This window comes from Rhizobium sp. B21/90 (assembly GCF_019355815.1).
Classification (GTDB): Bacteria; Pseudomonadota; Alphaproteobacteria; order Rhizobiales; family Rhizobiaceae; genus Rhizobium; species Rhizobium rhododendri.
In genome coordinates this window covers 475,920-498,618 of record NZ_CP072163.1, presented here as the reverse complement: position 1 = coordinate 498,618, position 22,699 = coordinate 475,920, and the positions used below count along the sequence as shown (strand labels likewise).

Below are 22,699 nucleotides of genomic sequence, written 5' to 3'. Positions count from 1 at the left end.
CGCAGATAGATGTTCCGCTATCGGCGTAAACCAGATCAAAGGCGAACCGGAGCTATCATGCTCCCACCGTGTCGGACGGAAGGGATTTAAAACAACCACTCAGATTTCCCCTCTCAGTATCCAGTTCCTCTGCTCGAGATCATAGTTGTCGATGTCAATGCTTTTTTCGGCAAAAAGCTCTTCAACAATCGTGGTCAATCGCTCATCGGGCAGATTTTGTGATGCATTATTCACCAGTGCCTTGAGTTCAGGCCAATAGATCTGGCCGGCCTCAACGATCTTTGCGTACACAAACCCAGTGCTGCGGTCCGAGCTACGACGACGACCATTGTTCAACGAGATCGGAATCGCCGCTTCGCGCTTTAGGAGACCGGATTTGTCCATCCGAAACGGCGTCACGTGGCAGGCAAGCGGCGACGAGTTTTCGCCAAAAAGAATGTCGACCAGGTTGAATCCCTTGGGGATGTCTGGGGCGCTGATGGATACCAGTGGTGCACCGTTCGGGAGTTGCACGACTTCGACGGGATCTTCATGGATGTGTCCATGGAGATAAATCACCGGTCGCCCGAGTTCACCGAGTGCCCCGCGCAAGGCACCACCATTGACCAGTTCTGTGTAGGGCGCCAGCCGGGTCCTTCGCTGCGGCAGAAGGTTGTGATGCGCCACGAGTACCGCGATGGCCGATCCAGGCGTCCCTTCGAGCGCTTGAACGACAGCTGCGATACTATCTTCGGCAATCGCGGGGGTATCCAATTGACGGTCATAGTAAGCCTTGATGGCACCGTCGGCGTCAGGTCCGGTGATGACGGCATCGATAGCTGCTGCGATCTGGGTTCGGAACTCTGGCGGTATAAATGCTTCCTCGCCACATCCCCAGCAGCTGTTAAGCAAAAAGAGTTCCACGCGGGACGGTCCTTTGGGAACTGTCACCAGGATGGGTTTGGCGACCGGCAAGGGCGGTAGTCCAGCTTCAGCGAGAGCTTGGAGAAGGGGAGCAAATTTGGTGTTGCTACCAGGATCCTTTGCAAGACCGCGATCAATGTCATGATTTCCCGGAACGATACCGACAGGAAGGTTGTGGTGGATCCCCTTGCTTCCGATCTGCAGGGCGCTTGCGAGATATTTCGCGCAGGCAGCATACCCGTCCAGCTTGCCGTAGTCCGTCAGGTCGCCCATGATCAAGACGCAATCGATATCATCATTTTCGATGATTTCATAAATCCTGCGGAAGACCGTCTTTAAGGGGTTACGCGAGATAATATTTTTCAAGTTTAAAGGAAATGTCGTGTCTTTGTCGTCAACAAAGGCTTCGCTGCTCGCGTTCGAGACGAGATGTATATCACCTATTTGCAGCAACCGTATCTTAGCTAACACTTTGTCCCTCTTCCCCTAATCCTATTAGCGGTCGCTTGGATTAAGTGCAACGCAGAGTCGAGCGCCAGTAGAAAAATACTGTGGAGAGTTCGGCACATTCGTGGACATGTGGCGACCAGAAATTTGAGAGCGCCAAAGCTGAATCAGCACCTGCGCGCTTGTGCCCATCGCTCGCTTCCGGCCAACACGTTTGTGCCCTGTCAGCTTCTTCTCCCGGTAGAGCTGGAAAAGCCGCTTGTGGTTCACAAGGTGACCCTCGCGCCTGAGCAGCACATGAAGGCGTCGATATCCGAAGCGACGGCTCTGATGTGCCAGCGCCTTCAACGGCCCTCGAGGCTTCCATCGCTCGAAATCGTTGCCTCATAGTTCGATTGCGGCGTCGGTGAAGAACCCTACGAACTCGCCCTTCTTTTCCAATAAGCCAATTATAACCGTCAATTCGAGCAGTTGGTCTATCGCTGCCGGAAACCGAGGGTGGAACAACTCACACGGAGGAACAGGTCAAGAATTGGTACCATAAATATCGGCTTGGTCACTGTCGGAAGTAGGCAGCAAGACAGCGCCTAGTTCCGGCAAATGGATTTTAAAACTCTAGTGCGGTTCAGGCCAATTTCACGGCTCGGCGGGTGTAGGTTCCATCCAACTTCCAACGGTAGATCCGCCACGGAGGCATTGTTGCCGGCCGTCTCGACGGTCTACAACCTGCTATGAGTCGTTGGCTAGGCTGGTGATTTTCGAAACATGATCGTTGGAGATAAATTATGAAAAGGCATATTGCGAATGGTCGGGATGATCTATTCGTAAAGAAAGCAGCGAAAACAACACTCGCTGCGTGGGAGCCATATTGGGAGGTTTTAGGTATATATTTTTCGTTTTGCCATCAAGAGTGTGATGACGAACACCCAGAATGGAGGATGATGTGGCTCAGCCAGGTCACGTTGCTCCGTGTAATCGGACACGTCTTAGCTAAGGTCGACGTCGAGGCCTCGACATTACACAAACTCGCAATCAATGACATGTGGGCGAAGTGGAAAGTTGAAAGAATGCATAACTGGATATTTTGGGACTTCATCGAAGATGAGCGAAACAATCTCCTGAAGGCCTATCAATTCGGTGTCGAAGTAGATGAGAACGGTCTTTTTCATGACACGCTAGATATGGATGGTCATCAACTACTACGGGAGGCAATCTATTGGTGGCGAGATCAGTTAGAGCAACTTGAGATTGCGCTCTGAAACTCAATGAGACGCTTCCACGCGCCCCGATAAGCGCAATAGTTTTGTATCGGGCTGGATTTATGACGCCCTCCATCCATAATTCGAACGTCGGTTCCTGCCGATATTCAGAAATGGGCCGTCCGCTCGAATGGGAGCCATAAAATGATTTTCAAAGATGCCGGCACGATAATGCCAGTTTGGCAGATCAGCCGAGTGGACCCTGGATATATCTACATCGTCGAGAACCACGGCAAGTACAAGATTGGAAAATCCAAGCGGGATACAAATCGACTCAAGGCGGCAAAGACTTGGCTACCCGACATGATGTTAGTAGGGCAAAAACCGTTCTGGGGGATGTCGCATCACGAACGGTGCCTACATACCGGCTTCGCAAGCTATTGGTACTCAGGAGAATGGTTCGATTTTACAGGCGACAACGATGCCTTGGATTTGCTGCTGGAGGGCTTCACGGCGTTTAGCGATGATAGCCCGGACAGAAACTCCGTGGATTTCATTTACTGGTTCAATGGCGAGGGTATGGCGGAATTTCTGATCGAACAAGCAAGCCAGAAGTTGTCGCTACCAAGATTTCAGAAGCAGGAATCAGTGAACCAAAAGCCGCGGCGCTAGGCTTTCAATCACGAACGGTCACTTCCGCCACGCTGTCCAAGCGTATGAGAGAGTACCCTAGTTTTTGCCCGGAGGCAGTTGCAAGCGTTATTCGGTTTTTCGAATAAGGAACACGCTACAGTCAGGAAATACGTAATTTCAGAGGCTTAGAGTTTAGATAATGGGGTTGTAAGTTCAAATCCCTTCAAGGCGACGGATTGGTCACGATTTCTCCGCTGGTGTGCTAGAAGATGCTTGCGGCATCCGAGCGGCCCAAAAGTTCGTAATGCGGATTATCGTCTCGGGAAAAGGTTGTACTTCCTGACACTGTAATAACCAATTGATTGTGGTGCCCTCGGGTGTAAGGATGGCCAAATTAATCGTGGGGGATTTCATCGTTGGCAATGAGCGCGGTTCAGGTCTGGAACCCTGACGACTGGGAATTATTTTCTCTCAATCTGCTTCAGCATCGGCATGGCGCTTTAAACGTGCACAAAATTCCAGCCGCTCATCAAGGCGACTTCGGGATCGATTTCTACTGCACAAAGGAGGCCGTCGCATATCAGTGCTACGCGGTGGAAGAGCCAATAGACATCTCGACCCGAGCTGATAGGCAAAAAACGAAAATCACCCGAGATTTGGCCAAGATCGTCGCGAACGAGCTTGAGATAAAAAAGCTATTCAACGAAATCAAAATTAAACACTGGATCCTTCTTGCACCGCTGCATGATAGCAAGGAAGTCAACCTCCATTGCTCTAAAAAGACAAAGGATATGCGTGAAAAGCAATGCAGCGTTTTAGACGACGCGTTTGAAGTTGCCATTCATGACATGACTCTCTTTCCATCTGCGGTGATCGCAAGCGGCCTCACATCGATTTCGAGTGTGAAGCTGTCTGTCCCTGCACCTTCAACTGAAGAGGTGGCAGCTTGGACTGTGGGATCATCCAATTTGCTGGCTAACGCCCATCATAAGCTTTCAAAGCGCACATCTCCCGAGAATGTTGGCGACGCAGTTGCCGATGCGACATCAGCATTCCTGCAAGGGAATGCTTTGCTCGATGCACTGCGCAACGGGTCACCGGACCTTCATGAGAAAGTTACCGTGGCCATTAAGAGTCGAGCTCGACGTATCCAGTTCGCTGGTCCGCTGGGTGGGCAAAGTGCAAGCGGCATTTTGCATGCTGAACTGGACTCACTGATCTCAGCTGTCCTATTAGCCGCCCCAAACCTTTCCGATGAAAACGCCGAGCAGATCGCGTACGGCGCAATCTCGGAGTGGATTATGCGTTGCCCATTGGATTTCCCAAATGTCTAGCAAATCGCCTTTCCGAAACGCGGTTCTTAGCGGCACATTTACTTATACGCCGAGACCAGATCCCGTGCCAGCTGATTTGAGAATGTCATGGGGCCTCGCGCTTCTCTTGCTTGCACTACTCTACAGCAAGGGCAAGAAATCAAACTTTCAAAAGCTGCAGTTTCTCGCCCACTCGGTTCGTCTGCCGGAAGGAAGAGAGGAGGTTCGAGGTCTGCTTTCAGGGCAATATCGACCCTCCGATGTATCGGTTCGGGTCGAACCATCTCTCAATCGCGCAGTGTCTCTGGCCTATGGCCTAAAGCTGGTGAACATTGAACGTGGAGTTTCGGTTACTTTGACGGATAGCGGCAAGATTACAGCGGAGGCGATCGCCAAAGCGGGCGATTTGCTTGAGGAGGAACTCAGATTTTTACGTGATGTCGCGCCGCGGATGACCGATATTCTTATGAAGCGCGTGTGGCGGTTGGAGGACCTGATTTGACTATGAGGTTTAGACACCTTCGCCTGCGAGCCGTGACGTCTGATGGAACCTATGGCGCAGACGTCAGTTTCGGCGAAGGTCTGACGGTGCTGTGGGCTGATAACACCAAGGGAAAATCGACCTGCATGCAGGGCATGCTGTACGCGCTTGGCTTGGAGAAGATGTTGAGCCCGCGCAGAGAGATTCCTTTGCCGCACGCAATGACGTCCTATTTGAATCGTGACGACGGGCAGCGTGTCGACGTAGTCGAGTCGCGAGTGTCGCTAGAAATCGCCAATGGCCAAGGGCAGATCATAACAGTTCATAGGGCTGTTAAGGCGCCCACGGACAGTAGATTGATCACTGTCGATTTCGGGGCCGCTCTTACAGATGGCTCCAAACCGCTCCGAACTCAAAACTTCTTCGTCCTTGATAGCGGCGCAGCCCAACGCGAAGATGGATTCCATTTCTTTCTGGAGCAGTTTCTGGGGTGGGAGCTGCCGCAAGTACGCCGCTACGACTCTCCGGAGACCAAGCTGTATCTTGAGACGGTATTCCCCCTTTTCTGGGTGGAACAGAAATACGGCTGGTCAGCGATCCCGGCTGCAATACCGACCTACATGCGGATCCGTGAAGTTCACAAGAGGGCGGTTGAGTTTCTTCTCGATCTGGATGTCCATAAGCTGGAGATGCAGCGCGAGCGACTATCGGAGCGGATTGCGGCGAATGCCAAAGAGTGGTCAGCGGTGCATGAGGAAATAAGTCGGTTCGCGTCCCGCAACGGGGGCAGGGTCGTTGCGCTTTTGGATAAACCTCAAGCGGACGTTGGAATTCTCGATCGCGCTTACTTGGAAATGGCTGAAGGCGTCAACTGGGCCCCCATGTCGGCGATGGTAGCACGCTATCGTGCGATAGCAGCTGAATTAAGCGCCGCATCCGTTCCAGAGGTTAGTGAACAGTCGACTGAGGTCTCCCGTCGCTTGCACCAACGAATCGAAGAAGTCGACCGCCTCAACGCCGAGAGGATCCGGATTCATGGCATCAGACAGCTGAAGTCGGCAGACATGCTCTCGTTGCAAAGACGGATCGATACGCTCGCTGACGATCTTGCAAAAAACCTGGACGTACAGAAGTTACAACGATACTCCGGTGTCTCGGCTATCCTCACACCGGATCGTTGCCCAACCTGTGAGCAGGCCTTGATTGACACGCTGCTTTCCCAAGACGCGCTGTCTGCCGTCATGCCGATTGCCGACAATATTGAGTACATTCGTTCGCAAAAGAAAATGTTCGAGGACATACTGGGGCGCGAGTCCGGTGACGATGAGAGCAGAGCCGATCAGCTCAACGCTATCAATCGCGAACTCGCTGATCTCTACGCGCAGATTAGATCACTTCGTTCGGAGCTTGTTGCTCCTGGTTCAAATCCGTCGGCCGCGGCTATCGAAGATCGTATCCGAGCTGAAGCGAAGGTTCGCGATCTGGAGGCACTCCAAGGAGTCTTCGAAGACGCTATCGATAGATTGGCATTGATTCAAAAGGATTATGCCTCCCTACTGCTCGAGCAAGCAACGCTTCCAAAGGACAAGCTTTCAGCCACCGACCAATCCAAACTTACTCGCCTGACAACGCTGCTCCAGTCGCAAGCCGCCGAATTCGGATTCAGCACCTTTTCGGCGAGCGAACTGGAGATTTCCAACGACAGCTACAGACCCGAGAAAGAAGGCTTCGAGATCGGGTTTGAGACGTCGGCAAGCGACGCGATCCGTTTGAAATGGGCGTATCAGCTAAGTCTGCTCGAACTTGCGTCGAGTTTCCGGACTAATCATCCGGAGTTACTGATATTCGATGAGCCTCGCCAGCAATCTTCGTCCAAGGTTAGCTTTGAAAGCTTGCTCAGACGGGCATCGAAGGCGCGCGATCGAGGGCAGCAGGTAGTATTCTCAACCAGCGAGGATTTGGAAAGCCTTCGCCAAATCACAAGCTCGATGAAATGCCATGAAGAAATTTTTGCCGGCTACATTCTTCAGAAGCTTTGATAGTCACCTCTCATAACCTTCAGACTATGCAGGCAGACCAGAACTCTACCGGCAACAATTGCTCCGAAGGGGATACTGAGACGGCTTCAGTCAAGGTCAAGATCGTCCGCAAGGATGAGCGGATCGAGCGGCTTGAGAAGCTGGTCGCGGCCTTCAAGCAGGCCGCCTTCGGGGCGCAAGTCCGCGAAGACTGATGCCGACCAGTTCGATCGTATCCATCCGAGGTGAACCGCAGGATTTTTGCTTTTGCGCGTGGTAAATTGGCGGGATGGAGATCGACGAAGGCAAAATCGACGATGCTGTGCTGGCGCTGCTATGGCTGACGCTTCACAACGAGCGTTGCGCCTGGAAGGGTTTTGACTGGGCTACGACGGATCGGTTGCATCAGAAAGGCTTGATTGGCGATCCGGTGAACAAGTCGAAGTCGCTGGTGCTGACGGATGAGGGTCTACGCCGATCGGAAGAGCTTTTCCGGCAGTTATTTACGCAGCAACCGCAATCTCCGCCGCCTTGATCCTCTTCCATTCCCATGGCAACAATTCGTGCAGGCGGGAGACGGGCAGATCGGCGATGCGAGCCAGCACGTCCGCCAGCCAGGCCTTCGGATCGATATCGTTGAGACGGGCCGTGGTGATAAGGGTCAGCATGATGGCAGCCCGGTCTGCGCCGCGATCGGACCCGGCGAAGTTCCAGTTTTTCCTTCCGCAAGCCACGCCGCGCAGAGCTCTTTCCGCCGCGTTGTTCGTCATGCAGATCCTGCCGTCATCGGCGTATCTGGCAAAGTCCTGCCAGCGCGACAGCATGTAGTTGATCGGCTCAAGCACCGGTGAGGATCGCGACAAACCTTCGCGCTCCTGCCGCAACCAGGTCTCCAGCTCTTCGAGCAGCGGTTTGCTCATTTCCTGGCGCACGGCAAGTCGCTCACCGGCGCTCTGGCCGTTAATGTCGCGCTCGATGTCAAACAGCGCATCGATACGCTTGACCGCCTCCAACGCCGTCGCAGAGACAGGCTTTGCCCCTTTGCCCCGCCGGGCACTTCGCGAGACATCTGCCAACTCGAAGAACTTTCGGCGCGCGTGGGCAAAACAGAAGGCCGGCGTCACCGGGATCTGTTTCTTGGTCCGATCGAAGAGCGGATTGAAGCCATTGTAGCAATCAGCCTGCAGGATACCGGTGAACTCGGCCAGGTGTCGTTGCGGATGCTCACCCCGCCTATCACTGGAGGCGTAGAAGACGGCCGCCGGCGGTGATAGCCCACCAAACGGCCTGTCGTCGCAAACGTAGGTCCATATGCGCCCCGTCGTGCATTGGCCCTTGGCGAGGATCGGGATGGTGGTGTCGTCGCCGTGCAACCGCTCGGCCGCAAACACATGGGTCTCAATGAGATCGAACAGCGGTGTGACGGCGGCGCTGACGTAGCCAACCTGGTCGGCAAGCGTCTGGGTGGACAGATCGATCCCTTCACTGCGAAAGCGACGGCTCTGGCGGTTGAGCGGCTGATGCTCAGAGAATTTGTCGAAGACGATGGTGGCGAGTAGCTTGGGGCCGAGAAAGCCACGTGGCGTTGCATGGAAGGGTGCGGGCGATTGGCTGATGCAGCCGCAGTCCCGGCACGTGAACTTCTCCCGCACGGTCTCGACGACCTTGAAGCGGCGCGGGATCTCCTCCAGCGTCTCGGTGGTGTCCTCACCGAGCTTCGACAGGCGTTCGCTGCCGCAGTGATCGCAGGCACTGGGCGCGTCGATGACGACGCGCTCGCGCTCGATAGTCTCTGGCCAAGGCTTGCGCACTGGCCGCTTGCGGGTGAAGGCACGCACGACTTGGGTTTTGGCGGCAGACACTTGTGAAGCGAGCTCGTCCTCGGTGGCATCGGCAACCAGCTCCTCGAGTTGCAATTCCATCTGGTCGATCAGCCGCTGGGTGCGCTCCCGGCTTGGACCGTGTTTGTCGCGTTCCAGCTTGGCGATCAGCAATTGCAGATGGGCGTTGAGCGCCTCGATGCTGGAAAGTTTTGCCTTGGCGCTGGTGGCTTCCGCCTCGGCCCGCAACCGTGCCTCGCGTTCTATCAGCAGCGCGGCGTGGGCGCTGGCAAGATCGTCAGGAAAGGAAAGCGGTGGTAACGACATGCCAGAATAAGAGCATATTTCTTCAACAAATTCAATGATGAAGAAACTCAAACGCGTGTTGGACGCCAAGTTTCCTGAGGAGCTCGCCAGTCAATTCCAGAGAGCAAATAGGAAAGCTGCGCCGGTGTGATCGCCACCGCGCCACCCTGCACATTCGGCCAGATAAACCGGCCGCGTTCTAATTTTTTCGTGAACAGGCATGCGCCCTGGCCATCATGCCAGATCAACTTTATCAGGTCACCGCGGCGGCCCCTGAAGCAGAACAAATGACCGCCCAGCGGATCATGCTTTAAAACTTCCTGCACCCGAAGGGCCAAGGATGGAAAGCCACACCGCATGTCGGTATGTCCGGTCGACAGCCACACCTTGATCTCCGCCCCCATCGGAAACGGATTCATCGCAATGTCTCCAAACCACGCATGATCCGTAGCAAAACGTCCACATCGATATCCTGGCCCATGATCACACGCCGGCCGTTCGCACTCACCACCTCTATGCGACCCCGGTCGGTGATGGGAGACGGCACCGCGACAGTTTCCGCAGGAGGCGTGCTCGCAAAAACAGGCTCGGCAGCAACGACAATCGCCGGAACAAACTCGTTCGTCGAGCGGTGGACAAGGCGTCCTTCCCGCACGGCCCTGCGCCAGGCATTCAACTGCCAACGCGTGATCCCGTGACGCTGCGCCGTGACTGTTACCTGCCGCGGGCCAGCATAACTCTCAGCCACGATCGCCAGCTTCGCTTCATCCGTGAAACGCCGCCGACGCCCGCTATCGACAATCTCCATCCGGCTGAAACGCCCCGAGTGATCGCTTGTGATGTCCATGAAAGCACCGTCTATATTGCCGTCTATATAGACAGAGCATCCACACGATCACTCAAATCCGCAATCCGGTTCAGCTCGGATGCGTACGTTCGATCTGGCACTGGAAGACCTGGAAACGGCCATGGCAGTAATCCATGCCGAGGATGAGGCAGACGCTCCTGTCGGGAGCAGAGTCACCAAGCCACGCGCCATCAATCGCGGCTCCGTTCCAAAGCATCTTCCTCGTGTCGAAGAGGTGATCGAGCCGGAAAGCCTGGTCTGTGCCTGCGGCGGTTTGTCGAGTCTAAATTTCCCGCTCGGTAAATTTCGGCAAGCACAGCTACTAGAAGCTGTTCCTATCCCTCCGCTGAAAAGCGCTACACAGCTTTGCGATTTCGGAGTCGAGAGCAACCACCTCTTCCACGCCGGCCGTTTGACGTTTTTTGTACATTTCGGCGGCTTGATGAAGCATCCACCGGCCGAGAGTATCGACGCTTTTATCAAGGCCTTCTCGGCGAACAAGAACCCGGCCGAGACTCCTTCGTTCACGCGCAACCCTTGCGAGTAAACCTCGATTATCTAGCACGTAGAGCATCCACTGCCGCTTGTTCTTATCGACTTCGTCGTCGCGAATCTGGCGCGATATCTCGACCAATATGATAAGGCTTCTAGCTGACCGTTCGAGCTGCCTGGCTAGCATGGCCCGGCCCGCCGTCGCACGCCAACCATAACCATTGGAGGCACCTTCGCTCCCCCATTGCGCGATTCTAATCACCTCTTCGGTTTCGTGAGTTTTCCATACTCCACGAGTGGGGTCAAAAGAAAGGCTCTCAAGTTCTGCGTTACCCACTGGCTTGACCGGTATGCCGGAGATTGCACCACGGCGTTCATCGAACTTATCTCCCCTTGGCTCAAATTCACGTGTTTCTAGCCAGGTCTCAAGCTGAAATCCGTCCACTCGAATTTCGTGGTGGTAACGCCCTTCCGGCAGTGCGAAATCCATGTGGTCGCGAGTATTTGCCAACGCCTGCGCTAGCGAATGCGCGGTTTCGGGAGATACAAGAGCCGAATGGATGGTGACATGCTGAAGAGCATCCCGCCAATGAATTGTAAAATCGGCGGCCACCACGAAGTCATCGAATGCGGTGACCTCTGTGTCGAAGACTTCTGGTAGCAGATTGTAGCCCCACGCCAACGGTGCGGCCACGCGGTCCGCCAGCGCGGTTTTATGCTTGGGGACTTCGTCAGGAGCGAAGCCCCAGAATCTTGGCTCCATTGGGGGAGAACTACGCAAGTCACTCAACCAATGGGGCATCAACGTTGGCAAATTCTCCTCAAGCCACGCCCCGAGAGCATCATCATCGAGCCCTGCCGCAAGCGGTTTTTCGACTATCAGCTCGCCCACCACACACATCATCGCATGCCATTCAATATGGTAGCTTAATCGCTCAATCGTTGGACGCGCACCATGTCTGCGCGATGTCATCTCATGGGCGTCTTGAAGACGATGCAGACGTGGTTCCTTGACCCAGTGGGTTGTCGTTTCGTCGTGGTTCCATTTTTCGTAAAGCCAGTGCTCCATCCGGTCGAGAAAGGCATCCATCCGCATGTCGAACAAACGGGTGACCGGCTCATACCAGTAAGGAATTGCGTCCGTGCGATCGAAGCCGTACTTACGTTCTCGACTTTCTTCACCGTAGGGCGCTTGGCGTGGAGATTTTTTACGGGCAGCACGCGGAGGCAATTGACTGCGATTGAGCTGCTGAACAAGAATACGGTCGATCTCGGTAAGGCGCCCAAGTCCTGCGTCGTCCAGAGCAAGCAATGTCACACGCCCCAATTCACGCACGATGACATGCGGCTCACGCCCGATTATCTCAAGAATGGTTGCCGCGTGACTTTCAACTGCGCGCGCGTTTTTCTGCGCCGCCCGCTGGAGTACAAGCATTAACTGCTCAAGCGCAGCATAGCGGTAAAAATGGGCCCCCGCGAACACCGCCTCATGGTCTTTGGTCAAGCATGCAACCAGCTTCTCCCATGCAGGATCTCGCCCATGCAGCAGAACAAGTGCAGCGTGACAGGCACGCCAACGTATCCGACGATCCATGTCACCCATAGCAGCGAACAGAGTTCTTGCGACGCACTCTGCGACGTCTTGTGGAGGCTCAACACCTGCAAGACAAACAATGGATGGATGTGATGTCCGGGCCTCTACCCTTGACAAAAGCGCGTCGATCAATCCGGCACGATCCTTCGCCGGCGTTCGGGCCGCTATTAGCCCAGTCAACGTATACAGGAGATCTGCTGAAATCCTTTCTCCTTGCCGCTCAATACCTTCGAGGAGAACGTCGGCTTGGGCTAGAGGTGATAGCCCAGTTGCTGCCAGTGCCGCCTCTAGCACCTCTGTATCTTCGTAATTCCAGCTGAATAGGTGACGCAGCGCGCCGACGATATACGACGCAAAGCGTTCACGCATCCAAGTCGTTACCGGCGGATAGATCGACCAAGAGTAGAGAATTTTTGGGATAGCCTTGCCGAACCCTCCATCATCTCCCCCAAACTCTAACGCGATATTCAGAAACGGCACACGAAGTGTGATGCTACCTAGCCGCTCTGCGATTTGACGAAGCTGGTGCGCGCTTGCCGTCCGATTTTGAAACGCAGCCTCTAGCGCCACGCGGACCTCGTCTCGGGTGGAAAGAATTACTGAGTCTTGTTCCTTCGGCTCATCCTCGTCGTAGGCGCACTGATCCTCACGGTAGCTTTCAAGCCATCCATGGAGCACGTCGCGTTGCCCCCGTACGTCGGCGAGTGCAGCGTCGGCGTCAACATCAGCAAGACTTTCAAGCTTATCGAATGAAGCTAGAAACGAATCAATGTCGCCTTCGCGCAAACTCTCTTCCAACGCTGGCCTTACTATCCAATCGGGAAGCCTAGTGTCGTCACCAAATGCAACGTCAACGTCTATAGGACCATCTGACGCGAGCGTTGCCAACGCCGTGCGCTGTGCAAGCGATAACTCATTGCCTGCCACTGCAATCACCTTCGGCAAACTTCTGCTTAAAGGTATGATTCCCCAGTCATTCCAGCGTGAAGCAGATACTAAACCCATTGGTAGATTTGCTGCAGTCACCCAGCCGGCGACCTCGTCCCAGGCAAAGTCACCGCCTAACGCAAGAGATTCAACTACTGCACCTGCGGCGTCGCCAAGGCGTGCGGCAAAAACAGCGTGTTCGGCCGGAAGACCGCCAAGGCCGGTTTTTGCGATGCTACCAGCGGCTGCGAGCGCACTGCGCGCTTCAAAGTCCACGCTGCCAGTCGCCCCAACAGCCTTGCCGAACAGCCATTCCGCCAACTCGGGATCCAGTGGCAGTGCAATGCGAGCGCATTCACCAAATAGTTTGACCCGCTCGGAGGCAGGCAGCGGTGCGGCTTCAATTTCGGCCTGAATTTCCGTCAACAGTGTCAGCACCGTATCATGTGTAGTTGGCATCAAAGCCAGCGAAGCCGCCAGGTCTTTTACACGGGTGATGTCGTCCGCTGACCATCCCTGCAAGATCTTGCGCATGCTAGGAAGGAGACTTGTAACGTTGCTGCCAACGATTGCAGTATGAATAATGTGGTTTCGCATTAGCAGCGTCGCGGCATCAGGGTCTCGGCGCGACGACTGGTTATAGGCGCGCGATACATCGAGCGCTTTAGCGAGTGCTTCCCATGCAGCGAGCGGGTCTTTAGCAAGCGAAGCTAAAGTTATTCGCGCCGCCTCGACGAACCTTGAAAAAGCCGACAGTGTTTCAGCAAGCGACTCATTCCAATACTGCTCGGGTGATTTTTCCTGATGTCGCCCTGACCTGCGATCACTGCGCGGCGGCTCTTCACGCCTTGGTGGCAGCCACTCAGCAACGGGAACAGTAACTCCGGAGATTAGCTCACGCAGCGCATAAGCACGGGCGTGGCGTGCCCCGGCCGAACGAAGCCGGTACAAGTGATGTGCTTCACTGAATTCGGGCTTGGGTATTGCACGATCAAGAATTTGCGCCACCAAGGGCTTGAGATCCTCATGAGCTATGGCGCGCTCACAGACCAAAAGTACGGCTTCTTGCCATGCAAGGAGTGGTGAGTGCGACAGCCCGGTTTCAACCTCCTTACTCCACCTGGCTCTCGTTGCATTGGCTAAACGCGCAACACCGCGACGCAACTCCATGCTACCAATATCGGCACCGGAGAGTAAGGCAGCAGCCATCAATGGCGCAAGTACAACCGGTGGCCACATACGGGCGTCGATCGCCTGAAGCAATGCGTGGCAACTCCGCCCGGCAGCCTTTGCGGCTAGAACCTCAAACACCGGCTGTAATGCCGCTTTGGGCCGCCAGTCAAAGAGCCGAGCAAATGCTTCCTTCTCGCCGAAAAGCGCTGAATAGGTTTCATATTCAGCCGCAATATCCCTAGCGCTTACCTTGAACCCGTTTGGGCTGTCGGCCTGACGTAGCTCGCCAATATGAGCGTGCCACCATCGGAGGTGCATTTTTGCGGTTTCGGGAAGCGTCGGCGCTGCCATGCGGGCGAGTTCAATCCTCAACCGCGGGCGCTTTGCCCTATAGATTTGGCCGACCATCACCAGCCTATTCGCTTCTTCCGCAGCAAAGCGCACTGACAGGTCAAGATTGCCGACTGTCAGGCTCTCCAGCAAGTTGGTGCGCCGGATAGCCTCTGCGGATGCAATGAGAAGGCTACATGCGTTAGTGATGTCGGCTGCGGTACGGCAACAACGTATCGCAAGACTGAGTCGCCGGGACCAGACGAACTCTGTTTCAAGGGGGGTAAGAACGGCAGATGGCCCATCATCTTTGGTCACCAGCGAATAGAGCGCCTCAAGACGGTTGGCCGCCGCAAGCACTTCCGCAACGCTAGTAGCGGCATAACGATTTGTAAGCCGGGTCTCGAGGAGCAGATCGGCTGCGCGCGCGAGTAACGCTTGGCTATCATTGCCAGGGCGCTCGATGACAAAAGCTTCGAAGTCTTCATCATGAAAGGACCAGCCTTCCTTACGCTCGATGATGCCGCCCACATCCGTCGCAATATCGCCGATGTCTGCAGGAGCAAGCCCTGCCAAGTCAGCCAAAACATCTCCCGGAACGGGCCTAGGCAACCGGGATAGCGCGTCAAGTACGTGCCAAACCTTGTCCGGGTCGCCGAGATGTTTTCCAGCTTCACCGACTCGCTGCTCGAATAGTGGGTTGATACCCTCAGCTTTTGGCATGAGGCGCATGATCGCCTGCGCCTCACCATCGCTCGGCAACCCCTTTATCGCATACACAAGGCGGCGTGGATTGCCACCCGTCAGGTCCTCAAAGGTTTCAGCAAGTTCAGGACGCCATTCTGGCTGCCAAAGTGCGACGAGCTTGCGAACCTCATCTACATCGAAATTTGGAACGGGGAAATCTTCAAACAAGTGTTTATCGCCGACCTCATCGCGCCGCGCAGTCCGACAACTCACCAATATCCGGGCGTTCTCGGGCCAAGTCGACACTCGGGTCAGCATGTCCAGGAAGCAGGGATCGTGCCAATGGCGCGCTCCTGCCCGTGCATTGTCAACCGCGTCAAAGCATAGCACCAGTTTGGCATCGGCGCCCCGAAGTTTAATGAGGTCGGCTGCCACTATGACGCGGTTCCGAAAAGCTTCGAGCACGTCGATACTTCCTTGGCGCCTCAGCACCAGCGGTGTTCTGAGACGCGCAGCAAGCTCATTGCCCAATTGGGTAAAAGCTTGCTCGGGGAGGTGGCGCTTCTGGTCGGACGCAAGAAACAAGCCGCCGCCATAGCAATCGTATACGAAAGTTTCCGATCCCGCTGGCAGAACCGAAGGCAGATCCCAGATTAGGCTCGTCTTACCACAGCCTCCTCCAGCATGAACGCGCAGTGGCTTTAACTGAGGTGCTGCTAGTTTCTCACCAAGACAATCGATCACCGCGCGGTGCATGTACGGCTGTGCCGGCTCGATCTGTGAAGGGGCTGGAAACAACATACCCCTGCTGCCCGCACCCAACCAGACCGACAGGACTTCTCTCGTTACGGCCGGGTCGTTGCGGCTTTCGGGGAGCATCAGGGTGGCAACTCGTTTCTGCAAGAGATTGGCATCGTCGCGTGCATCAGCATCGGCAATGCTGGCAAGGCGTTGAATTACTTCGCTTTCCATGACAAGCCGCGAGGCCGATGCGAAACCTGTCAGATCCCAGGCCTTCAGAAATGTCACCACTTGCGGGCGGCTCAGTCCGAGCCCCTTGGTAAGCTTGCTGAGCAGTTCTCTATCTTCCGAGGTAGGTTTGGCCTCATTGGTGATCAGGCGCGTAACATCCTTTGCCACCGTGGCAGAGAGAGGCTGATTGGTAACGATGGCGAAATCGCCCCTGAACTGGACAGCTTTCATCAGTCCAGCGAGTTTGCCCAGAACACTGCTCAGCGGCTTGGTCTTTGCGCGACGCGTAAGTAGTCGCGACCAATTCCAACTTTCGCCTGGGTTTGATGCCGAGTGCTTCAGTTGGAGGTAGCGATAAGCAGCTTCTTCTGCAGAGCCGCGTATCAGAGTGACGTCAGCAGCTTGGCCGTGTTCGCCAAGTGCCGCATGTGTTTCGTCTTGTGGTGGCCCCTCGACCTTGACCGCAGTTACATCACCGTCAACATCAAGCAGCCGTAGCATCTCACGGGTCGCCCAAAGTATGTGGAAATCATCGCCAGCGTTCGAGGCCACCGCGCCAAGGAAGTCAATTTCGTCCTTCAAGTTCGCCCCTTGCTGGTTCATCCGTGGACATGCAACGCAGGATCATGATGGTGAGTGTCCCACTCTGCAGTCTAGATGCAAGGTGAGAGCAACGCTACCTTATTAGAGAATATGCAAAGCGGCTAACGCGGAGGGAAATAATCGAACAGCGCGATATTTGCACAGATACTGTGCACGCCCCGGTGTGTGGGCAGAGACTAAATTGTGTGGCACGAACGAATCTATTGTAGCAAGTCGTGTATGGGCCATATCGGTCCGGAACGTCTGCCCAGGGTGAGCCTGTCTGGAAACGCCACAAACTAGCGTTGATCACTCGGCGGTCGTCAACGCATGGCACGCCACGCGGCTTGTTCGGCAATAAGGGCCGGATCCCAGACCACTCGAAATCGGTGAGATCAAACCAGCGACGGGTCATGAGAGGCCTTTAAATCAAGGCATCAATGAATCAAAATCAGGCTGATTTGCAGGCCCTGTTTACGAGTGCGCGGCCTAGGTAACTTATATTATTTCATGATTGTCTGAACAACCTCTGATAGACAAACATCGTCATCCGATTATGAATGATGACTTCGAGATCGGTGAGTCGCACGTGGAATCTATTCATAATCCGGATCGCTTCATGGCAGACCTTCGCCAGGTGCTGTCGCAGGGTCGAAAACGGATTGGCATCCTGATAGGCGCAGGCGCACCCCTGTCGGTTCGGGTGGACGCTAACGGAAAGCTTTCCCCCGACGGTTTAGCTCTCATTCCTGGAGTGGAGCAGCTCACCACGGAAGCGCTGAAAGGCCTTGTTGGTAGGGACGAGGTGGCCGTCGACGCCATCAGAGCCGAGCTCGGTGGCGGCAACATCGAGAGCATTCTGTCACGGATCAGACTTTTCCAGACAGCACTCGGTACCGCTGTTGTGAACGGATTGGACGGGGAAGGCTACCGAGCGCTTGGAGCGAAGGTGTGCAACGCGATCGGTGGCATCGTGGGGGCCAGACTGCCCGCCGAGAGGTGCGCTTACCACGAACTCGTATCCTGGATTTCTGGGGCGCAGAGACCCCATTCCGTGGAGCTCTTCACGACGAACTACGACCTCCTTTTCGAGTCGGCATTCGAACGTGCGAAGGTCCCATATTTCGACGGATTTAGCGGCGGCCATGCGCCGTTTTTTGATCCGGTCACAGTGGCCGGTGACGATCTTCCTACACGCTGGGCGCGACTGTGGAAGCTACACGGTTCACTAGGGTGGAGGGTCGAGGATGGGCGGGTCGTGCGCTCCGGTGGATACGACTACAACGAACTAATTTATCCCGACCACCTGAAGTACGACCTCACGCAAAAGCAGCCGTATGCGGCGCTGTTCGAGAGGTTGAAGCAGTTCCTGATGATGCCGGACACGCTTCTGCTGACCACTGGCTTTTCCTTCCGTGACGCTCATATCTGCGCCGTACTGGATGAAGCGCTTGCCGTGAATGCAAATACCTCGGTCTTCGCCTTCCAGTTCATGAACCTTGCCGACGAAGAGCCTGTGTGCCGCCTTGCCTACGATAGGCCGAACGTGTCCGTGTATGCCGCCGACGGGGCGGTCATCAGCGGTGTCGCGGGGAAGTGGAGGCCCGGCGACCCGCCGAAGAACTGGGGCGAAATCAGAAGCAGCTTTTGGGGACAACGCTGGGGAGTGGGCGACCCCATGTTCTTACTTGGAGATTTCGCAACCTTCTGCAGGTTCCTCGCCCTTTCGTACTCCAATGACATCGTGAAATCCGCCAGCGCTCCAGTAGCCGAGGTTCTGGAAGAGGCAGGTGCCGATGAAGCCCAGTGATCCCAGCTTCCTCGGACTCGTCACAGCCGTCTCCGGCTCTTCGGTGACGGTGAGGCTTTCTGAATCCTTGGCGTCTGGAATGGCGATCATCGGTGGGCACACGTATCGCGTGGGCCAAGTCGGAAGCTTCGTCCGCATCCCGCTGGGCTATCAGGACCTGTTCGGCGTCGTCGCTGAAATTGGCGCATCGGCTGCCCCCGCTGCTACGGGCCTGAGCGGCGTCCACGGCGGTCGCTGGATGCGCGTTGAACTTGCAGGCGAGGCGATTGGAAATCATTTCGAACGTGGCCTCAGCCAGCATCCGAACATCGACGACACGGTGCATATCGTCACTGAATCCGATCTCCGGCGCATCTACGGTGGCGAAGACGAAAACCACGTCGCGATCGGGACGTTGTCCAGCGCTGAGAATATCGATGTCAGGCTCTCGCTCGACGCCCTGGTCACCAGACATTCGGCGATCCTCGGATCCACGGGATCCGGGAAGTCGACCACCGTCGCCAGCATCCTTCGCTCGATCATAGGCCACGGCGGGGAGGCGGGATCGCCAGGGGCGCGAATCCTTCTGTTGGACATCCATGGAGAATACGCGTCGGCATTGGGCGACGTGGCAAAGATTTTCAGCACGACCCCGCAGCCCGGTGAAAGCCCCTTATATGTGCCGTATTGGGCACTCGAGGCTGGCGAACTCCTCGAGTTCGTGGCGGGCGGACTAAACGACAACCAACTGATCGCTTTCACGGACAAGATTCAGGACCTTAAAAGCGAGCGGCTGGCCGCTCAGCCGCTTCCCGGACTCCAGCCTCAATCCCTCACGGTGGACAGCCCTGTCCCGTTCTCGCTCAGGCGGTTATGGTATGACCTGATCGATTTCGAGACTGCCACGTTCACTGGTCCGCAGAGGGATCAGCCCGCGCTTGTTTCAGCAGGTAACGCCAACGTGCTCGAACCACCGATCTATACTCCTCATGCCATGGGGAACGCCGGGCCTTTTATGAACGCAGCAGCGAAGGGCATCAGGAGGCAACTAAACTTGCTTCGGTCCCGGCTTCTCGATCGAAGATTCGATTTCATCCTCCATCCAGGCCCCTGGGAGCCTGATCTCGAAGGTATTGCTGAACAGGATCTTGATACGCTTCTGGCCGATTGGCTCGGTCATGACAAGCCGTTGACCATCCTCGACCTTTCCGGCGTTCCAAGTGCCGTCCTTGTCCGGCTCATCGGTTCGATACTCCGTATCGTGTACGAAGCTCTTTTCTGGAGCCGAGAGAAGACCGAGGGCGGAGTCCTTCGGCCGTTACTCGTCGTCATGGAGGAGGCGCATCGGTACATCTCTCCGGACGCGGGAAATGTCGCCTCGGACGTTGTCAGAAGGATCGCGAAAGAGGGCCGGAAATACGGCGTCGGCGCGATGGTGGTCTCTCAGAGACCTTCTGAAATCGACGAAACCATCTTGTCGCAGTGCGGGACTCTTATCGCCCTCAGACTATCGAATCCTGCGGATCGTGCCCGCGTGAAGGGTGCCCTGCCAGATAATCTTTCCGGGCTGATGGATCTTCTGCCAGTGCTGAGGACCGGCGAGGCGATCATCGCTGGGGAGGCGGCGCGACTTCCGGTTAGGACAAGGGTTTTCCTGCCGCCTCAGGAGCACCTGCCCAGGAGCTCGGACCCGCAGGTTACTTCGGCCTGGAGAAAGCGGCGGGTAGCCGAAGGCTATGACCGCGTTGTCGCATCTTGGAGAGCTCAGCGCACCACGGCAGTCGTGAACCAGCTCGCGATAAACCGTGTTCAGATTCCACCAGAAGATGGGGAGCAGATGCCCGATGATGCGTGATTCAGTTGCCTCCACCACAGTTGCGTCAATCGGATATGACGAGCCGACCCAGACGCTTGAAGTCGAGTTCACGTCCGGGTCCATCTACCAGTATTACAACGTAACTGTATTTTTATATGAGCAGCTTATGCAGGCTCCGTCGAAAGGGCAGTTCCTGAACACGAACATTCGAAATGCTTATCCCTATTCCCGCGTGGGGTAGCGCATGCACAAGCTCGGTTTGGGGCAGAGAGAATAGTCGATGACGACGAGGGGCGTTCCATGAGACTATGTATCTCGTGGCGGACAGATACAAATATGCCTTTCGCGTCGGATTCCCGGTTAAGCTTGAGCTCAAATTAGTAGGCGCAGCTATCAAGATTGACCGCGTGCCTCATAACATTGATGCCGGATCCCGGCAAAACTGACCGCTCTTCAGCGTTGCTAACATGGTATCCGCCGTTCCGCTTCCAGCCCCATATCAGCCGTCCCGCGTAAGACAAACCAGGTCCCCCAGTCGAGGAATTTAAGCACGTTATCTCTATCCCAATGTATGCGGCGTCCACGCCCCATTGATTTTTCAGTTGCAGCGGCTTGATAGTATTGCCTTTGGGGCCGGATGTGAGCTCACCGACGAGTATCTGACGAGCTCATTGTGAGGACTTGATGCGGGCGGCATAGGCCCAAGGCATTAGGGCATCGATGTCTTTGGCGAGGTGGCCGTTTGCGAGGCGGGTGAAGAGGTCGCACAGATAGGCGTAAGGCTCAATTCCATTCATTTTACATGTGCCGATCAAGCTGGCAAACCGGGCCCAATTTCGGCCCCCTTCATCGTGGCCGGCGAAGAGCGCATTGCGGCGGTTCATGGCCGGGCGACGGATCGCGTTTTCCACCAGGTTGGAGTCAATATCGACATGGCCGTCGTCTAAGAACAATCTGAAGCCGTCTTGCCGCGTCAGCATGTATGCCAAGGCTTTTCCAAGATCTGACTTGCGTGAGACACGTGCAGCCTGAGCCGCGATCCATGTGAAGAACTTGTCCACCAGCGGGAGCGACAACTCCTGTCGGACTGCCCGACGATGTTCGGGCTCATTGCCTCGAATACTGTCTTCGATCTTGTAGAGCGCGGCGATGCGAATGAGCGCCTCATCAACGATGGGTGATCCGCTCCTCGGCGTGGCCTTGATCAGCTTTCTGCGCCCGTGTGCCCAACAGAAAGCCAGTTTCAAGGGATCGCCGCCCACACGCTCCGACGTGGCAAGGTGAGAGTAACCACCGTAGGCATCGACCTGGATCGTGCCGTTGAACCCGTCGAGGATTTCAGCGGCATATTCGCCTTTACGCCCAGGCCGATAATGGAACACCACGCCTGATGGCGCAGAGCCATTCCAGCCGCGGTCGTCACGCAGCACGGCCCAGAGATAACCCGTCTTCGTCTTGCCTCGCCCCGGATCAAGAACCGGGGCGGTCGTCTCATCGACATAGAGCCGCGTGCTGTCCCACAGGAGCTGTTTAGCCATATGGTCGACCACCGGCCGGATTTCGCTGCCCGTGCGCCCCATCCAATCGGCCAGGACCGTGCGGTCTATCGGCACCCCGTGTCGTGCCATGACCTCGGCCTGCCGGTTGAGCGGCATATGTTCGGAATGCTTGGAGACGGCAATCTCCGCCAGAAGGGCTTCGGTCGGCCAGCTCCCTTCCAGCAAATGTGCAGGCGCTTTGGCCTGGACAACGCCAGTTCGCCCCTTGGGACATGCGTATTTCGGGCGGATCGTGACGATCACCTCGTAGCGTGCCGGGACCCGGTCGAGCCGTTCCGTCCGATCCTCGCCGATCCGCACCATGTTGCCGCAACCGCAGGGGCAAACGATGCTCTCGGGCTCGATCACGCGCTCGACCCGAGGCAGGTGTTCAGGCAGTGCACGGGCCTTACGCTCCTTGCGAGAAACGGCCTTGTCCGGATCGCCAACCTCTCCAGGATTGATTGCGCTGGCTTCGATCTTCTTCTCGACGGCGGCGATCCGCGCCTGTGTTTCGGCAATCGCCGTTTCAAGGTCTTCCAGTGCCAGTTCCATCTGCCCCGGATCAAGCTTTTCCGATTTCGGCCCGAACTTCGCGCGCCGATATTCATGAACCTGACCCTCGAGTGTCTCGATCAGCTCCTTCAACTCGGCGATGAACACATCCTTTTCGGCCACAACTGCCTGCTCGTGCTGACGTGCTGCACGCTCGACCGACAGCTCGAACTGCATCTCCGCGAAGGCTTTGGCGACCTCTGGTGGAAGGTCCGGATACAAGCTGAGATCAAAGGATTGCGACATGCCACTTTATAGCAAAATGGCATCAAAAATC

Annotated in this window: 16 protein-coding genes and 3 pseudogenes; 11 read left to right on the top strand and 8 right to left on the bottom strand. The window is 55.9% G+C overall.

Translation table 11 applies throughout. From position 1 onward, the window contains the following. Positions 1 to 99 precede the first annotated feature (99 nt). Together J5278_RS20520 and J5278_RS20515 are read right to left on the bottom strand one after the other, a co-directional pair. On the bottom strand, positions 100 to 1,374 hold the full coding sequence (locus tag J5278_RS20520; protein ID WP_219258947.1) for a metallophosphoesterase: 1,275 nt from the start codon (positions 1,372 to 1,374) through the stop codon (positions 100 to 102). A gap of 141 nt (positions 1,375 to 1,515) precedes the next feature. Beyond that, positions 1,516 to 1,698 (bottom strand): annotated as a pseudogene (locus tag J5278_RS20515) (IS3 family transposase); the annotation flags it as partial. 437 nt (positions 1,699 to 2,135) lie between these two features. On the opposite strand from J5278_RS20515, the gene J5278_RS20510 reads away from it, so the two are divergent. The 7 genes from J5278_RS20510 to J5278_RS20480 all read left to right on the top strand — a co-directional run bounded on the left by J5278_RS20510 (position 2,136) and on the right by J5278_RS20480 (position 7,529). Beyond that, a complete protein-coding gene (locus J5278_RS20510; RefSeq protein ID WP_219258945.1) occupies positions 2,136 to 2,609 on the top strand; it encodes a hypothetical protein in 474 nt (157 codons plus the stop codon). 144 nt (positions 2,610 to 2,753) lie between these two features. Then, the gene (locus J5278_RS20505) at positions 2,754 to 3,221 is read left to right on the top strand and encodes a GIY-YIG nuclease family protein (protein WP_219258943.1); all 468 of its coding nucleotides are present in this window, start codon (positions 2,754 to 2,756) and stop codon (positions 3,219 to 3,221) included. 383 nt (positions 3,222 to 3,604) lie between these two features. After that, on the top strand, positions 3,605 to 4,516 hold the full coding sequence (locus tag J5278_RS20500) for a hypothetical protein (RefSeq protein ID WP_219259173.1): 912 nt from the start codon (positions 3,605 to 3,607) through the stop codon (positions 4,514 to 4,516). Then, a complete protein-coding gene (locus J5278_RS20495; RefSeq protein ID WP_257623459.1) occupies positions 4,509 to 4,997 on the top strand; it encodes a hypothetical protein in 489 nt (162 codons plus the stop codon). The genes J5278_RS20500 and J5278_RS20495 overlap by 8 nt, the downstream gene beginning before the upstream one ends. 2 nt (positions 4,998 to 4,999) lie before the next feature. Then, a complete protein-coding gene (locus tag J5278_RS20490) occupies positions 5,000 to 7,015 on the top strand; it encodes a hypothetical protein (protein ID WP_257623485.1) in 2,016 nt (671 codons plus the stop codon). Positions 7,016 to 7,041: 26 nt separating this feature from the next. Beyond that, on the top strand, positions 7,042 to 7,209 hold the full coding sequence (locus J5278_RS20485) for a hypothetical protein (RefSeq protein WP_374109218.1): 168 nt from the start codon (positions 7,042 to 7,044) through the stop codon (positions 7,207 to 7,209). A 74-nt stretch (positions 7,210 to 7,283) separates the two neighbouring features. Beyond that, positions 7,284 to 7,529, top strand: a complete 246-nt coding sequence (locus tag J5278_RS20480) for a DUF6429 family protein (RefSeq protein WP_142832635.1) — start codon at positions 7,284 to 7,286, stop codon at positions 7,527 to 7,529. Here J5278_RS20480 and J5278_RS20475 read toward each other — a convergent pair. The 3 genes from J5278_RS20475 to J5278_RS20465 are packed head-to-tail and all read right to left on the bottom strand — an operon-like array spanning position 7,498 to position 9,967. Then, the gene (locus J5278_RS20475) at positions 7,498 to 9,141 is read right to left on the bottom strand and encodes an IS66 family transposase (RefSeq protein ID WP_209187034.1); all 1,644 of its coding nucleotides are present in this window, start codon (positions 9,139 to 9,141) and stop codon (positions 7,498 to 7,500) included. The two genes, J5278_RS20480 and J5278_RS20475, sit on opposite strands and share 32 nt — an antisense overlap. 47 nt (positions 9,142 to 9,188) lie before the next feature. After that, positions 9,189 to 9,539, bottom strand: coding sequence for an IS66 family insertion sequence element accessory protein TnpB (gene tnpB / locus J5278_RS20470; protein WP_143122947.1), 351 nt, complete (start codon positions 9,537 to 9,539; stop codon positions 9,189 to 9,191). After that, positions 9,536 to 9,967 carry a transposase gene (locus tag J5278_RS20465; RefSeq protein WP_142832636.1) on the bottom strand — a complete coding sequence of 144 codons (432 nt, stop codon included), beginning with the start codon at positions 9,965 to 9,967 and terminating at the stop codon, positions 9,536 to 9,538. Before J5278_RS20465 ends, tnpB begins: the two co-directional genes overlap by 4 nt. An 82-nt stretch (positions 9,968 to 10,049) precedes the next feature. Here J5278_RS20465 and J5278_RS31080 point away from each other — a divergent pair. Continuing rightward, positions 10,050 to 10,241: pseudogene (locus tag J5278_RS31080) on the top strand (IS66 family transposase); the annotation flags it as partial. A gap of 48 nt (positions 10,242 to 10,289) precedes the next feature. Here the strand turns inward: J5278_RS31080 and J5278_RS20460 are convergent. Continuing rightward, a complete protein-coding gene (locus J5278_RS20460) occupies positions 10,290 to 16,724 on the bottom strand; it encodes a dsDNA nuclease domain-containing protein (RefSeq protein ID WP_219258939.1) in 6,435 nt (2,144 codons plus the stop codon). A gap of 211 nt (positions 16,725 to 16,935) precedes the next feature. Continuing rightward, positions 16,936 to 17,139 (bottom strand): annotated as a pseudogene (locus tag J5278_RS20455) (transposase); the annotation flags it as partial. Between the two features lie 204 nt (positions 17,140 to 17,343). Between J5278_RS20455 and J5278_RS20450 the strand changes: the two are divergent. From J5278_RS20450 to J5278_RS20440, 3 genes are read left to right on the top strand one after another with little or no spacing between them, the layout of a single operon-like run. Then, positions 17,344 to 18,534: an SIR2 family protein gene (locus tag J5278_RS20450; protein ID WP_219258938.1), complete on the top strand. Its 1,191-nt coding sequence runs from the start codon at positions 17,344 to 17,346 to the stop codon at positions 18,532 to 18,534. Next, positions 18,521 to 20,368 carry an ATP-binding protein gene (locus tag J5278_RS20445; protein WP_219258936.1) on the top strand — a complete coding sequence of 616 codons (1,848 nt, stop codon included), beginning with the start codon at positions 18,521 to 18,523 and terminating at the stop codon, positions 20,366 to 20,368. The genes J5278_RS20450 and J5278_RS20445 overlap by 14 nt, the downstream gene beginning before the upstream one ends. Then, entirely contained in the window at positions 20,340 to 20,570 is a 231-nt protein-coding gene (locus tag J5278_RS20440; protein WP_307877486.1) for a KTSC domain-containing protein, read from the top strand. Before J5278_RS20445 ends, J5278_RS20440 begins: the two co-directional genes overlap by 29 nt. Positions 20,571 to 20,997: 427 nt before the next feature. On the opposite strand, the gene J5278_RS20435 is transcribed toward J5278_RS20440, so the two are convergent. Beyond that, the gene (locus J5278_RS20435; RefSeq protein ID WP_219258326.1) at positions 20,998 to 22,668 is read right to left on the bottom strand and encodes an IS66 family transposase; all 1,671 of its coding nucleotides are present in this window, start codon (positions 22,666 to 22,668) and stop codon (positions 20,998 to 21,000) included. Positions 22,669 to 22,699 lie beyond the last annotated feature (31 nt).